This is a genomic window from Nonomuraea aridisoli, assembly GCF_003236395.1.
Classification (GTDB): Bacteria; Actinomycetota; Actinomycetes; order Streptosporangiales; family Streptosporangiaceae; genus Nonomuraea; species Nonomuraea aridisoli.
On record NZ_POUD01000501.1, the window covers coordinates 1 to 2,632 of the forward strand.

Genomic DNA, 2,632 nt, shown 5'->3' on the forward strand with positions numbered 1-2,632 from the left:
TTCATGGGCAGCGGGGTGAACATGACGGGCGGGCCGATGCCGTACCCGGCCTGGGAGGGGCTGGTCTGGCTGCTGGCCTGGACGGCGGCGGCGGTGGCGGCGGGCCACGTCGTGCTGCGCCGCCGCGATGCGTAGAGCGCCTAGACTCACGCCGATGTCAGGCGGCAGGATCACCCGTGTCCCGGTCGGCGTCGTCCTCGGGATGGCGCTCGGCCTGGCGGAGCTGCTCTTCCTGCTGGCGGCGGCGCCCGCGTGCCTGGTGCCCGCGCTGCGGCCGGTCGCCGCGCGCGGGCTGGCCCGGCTGACGGCCCTGGAGCGGGCGCGGCTGTCGCGCTTCCTCGGCCTCGACACCTCGCGCGAGAGCGGCGGGTACGCCTTCCTCGCCGCCCGCGCCGCCCTCGGCCTGCTCGGCGGGTACGCCTGCACGTCCACGCTGTTCCTGGCCCTGCTGTTCGTCGGCGGCGGCACGTGGGCGCTGTTGTGGGGCCGGGCGGAGCCGATCCCGCTCGAGCTGCCCGGCGTCAACCTCGTCACCAGCAGCGACGTCGTGGGCCTGAGCAGCGGGGCGCTGCTGCTGGTGGTGAGCGCCCTGCTGGTACTGGGCATGGCCGCGCTCGAACGCCGCGTGGCCGTGCACTTCCTCGGCCCCGACGGCGGCGAGCTGATGCGCCGGCGCATCGCCGAGCTGACCGCGAGCCGCTCCGGCATCGTCAGAGCCGTCGACGACGAGCGGCGCCGGATCGAACGCGACCTGCACGACGGTGTCCAGCAGCGCGGCGTCGCCCTGGCCATGCTGCTCGGCCGGGCCCGGCACAGCCGCGACCAGGAGCAGGTCCACGAGCTGGTCGACCAGGCCTACACCGAGTCGCGCCGGCTCCTCGACGAGCTGCGCAGCGTGGCCTGGCGCGTCTACCCGACCGCGCTCGACGAGCTGGGACTGCGGGCCGCGCTCGCGGGCGTCGCCGAGCGCACGCCGGTGCCGGTGACCGTGCACGACGGGCTGTCCGGCCGTCCCGTCTCGGAGGTGGAGACCGCCCTGTACTTCGTGGTCCGCGAGGCGATCACCAACGCCGTCAAGCACGCCGGGGCGCATGACATCCTGGTGGTCCTGAGCGAGGACGAGCGGACGGTGAGCGTGGCGATCTCCGACGACGGCAGGGGCGGGGCCGACCCGTCGGGCGGCGGGCTGTCCGGGCTGGCCCGGCGGGTGCTGGCGCTCGACGGCACGTTCGGCGTCGACAGCCCGCCCGGCGGCCCCACCCGCGTCACCGCCACGCTGCCGAAGGCGCCGCCGTGCGGGTGATCCTGGCCGACGACTCCGTGCTGCTGCGCGAGGGGCTGACGCGGCTGCTGGCCGACGCCGGTCACGAGGTCGTGGCCGCCGTCGGCGACGCGCCCGCGCTGGTCGAGGCGGTCGAGCGGCACCGTCCCGACGTGGCCGTGGTCGACGTGCGCATGCCGCCGTCGCACAAGGACGACGGGCTGCGCGCGGCGCTGGAGATCCGCGAGCGCCTGCCCGGCGTCGGGGTGCTGGTGTTGTCGCAGTACGTCGAGCAGCACTACGCGGCCCGGCTGCTGGGCGGCTCCACCGAGGGCCTCGGCTATCTGCTGAAGGACCGTGTGTCGGAGGTCGCCGAGTTCCTCGACTCGCTGGAGCGGGTGAGCGCCGGCGGCACGGCGTTCGACCCCGAGGTGGTGCGGCGGCTGCTGGCCCGCACGACCCACGCCGACCCGCTGAGCCGGCTGAGCCCGCGCGAGGGCGAGGTGCTGCGCCTGCTGGCCGAGGGGCTGGTGAACGCCGCCATCGCCGAACGCCTGCACGTCTCGCTCAGCACGGTCGAGAAGCACGTGAACGCGATCATGGACAAGCTCGACCTGCCTCGCCAGCCCGGCTACAGCCGCCGGGTCCTCGCCATCCTGCGCTATCTCGAAAGCTGACCGTCGCGAGACCGGTTCCGCCGGAATCGGTACGGGTGTGGGGGCGGAGCCGTATGATCTTCGCCGATCGGGGCGAAACGGCTGAGAGGTCATGTGTTCGGGATCATCCGCCCGTGTGGCGAGCACGGCTGCCCTTCGCTGCGCGAGGCGTGGCGGGCCCACCTGTGCGGCCTGTGCCTGACGTTACGCGACGGGCACGGGCAGGGCGCGCGCTTGGCGACCAACTACGACACACTGATCATCTCGGTGCTCACGGAGGCGCAGCTCCCGTCGTCGGCGCCGCGCCGTACGGCGGGACCGTGCGCGTTACGGGGGTTCCGCCGCGCGGAGGTGGTGGACGCGCGGGCGAGCGGCGCCCGGTTCGCGGCTGGGGTGTCGCTGGTGCTGGCCGCCGGCAAGATCCGCGACCATGTCGCCGACGGGGACGCCGGCCGCGCCACGGCAGGGGCGCGCTCCCGGCTGGCGGTCCGCTGGGAGAAGGCCGGCGCCCGCCTGGCGGCCGAGACCGGCTTCGACACGACGCCCCTCGCCGCGACCGTCACCCGCCAGCTGGCCCTGGAACGCGCGTTCGCGGCTCGTGACCGCGGAACGGCGGTGCTGGAGCGGCCCACGCCGGCGGTCACCGCGATGCCGGAGCCGGCCGGGGATGCGGTCGCCGGGGTGCCGGAGGCGGCGGTGGCCGGGGGGCTGGAGC

The 2,632-nt window shown here is 75.2% G+C and carries 3 protein-coding genes; all 3 read left to right on the forward strand.

Going from position 1 to position 2,632, the window contains the following annotated elements; translation table 11 throughout:
- The first annotated feature begins 154 nt into the window (after positions 1–154).
- Positions 155–1,303 carry a sensor histidine kinase gene (locus C1J01_RS47440; protein WP_111185659.1) on the forward strand — a complete coding sequence of 383 codons (1,149 nt, stop codon included), beginning with the start codon at positions 155–157 and terminating at the stop codon, positions 1,301–1,303.
- The gene (locus C1J01_RS47445) at positions 1,294–1,938 is read left to right on the forward strand and encodes a response regulator (protein WP_111185661.1); all 645 of its coding nucleotides are present in this window, start codon (positions 1,294–1,296) and stop codon (positions 1,936–1,938) included. Before C1J01_RS47440 ends, C1J01_RS47445 begins: the two co-directional genes overlap by 10 nt.
- 93 nt (positions 1,939–2,031) lie before the next feature.
- A partial coding sequence (locus C1J01_RS47450) for a DUF5685 family protein (RefSeq protein WP_235855148.1) occupies positions 2,032–2,632 on the forward strand: 601 nt, incomplete at its 3' end.

Bases quoted from the DNA above. Each gene is read 5' to 3' on its own strand.
- C1J01_RS47440 (WP_111185659.1), top strand. From the start codon at position 155: ATGTCAGGCGGCAGGATCACCCGTGTCCCGGTCGGCGTCGTCCTCGGG.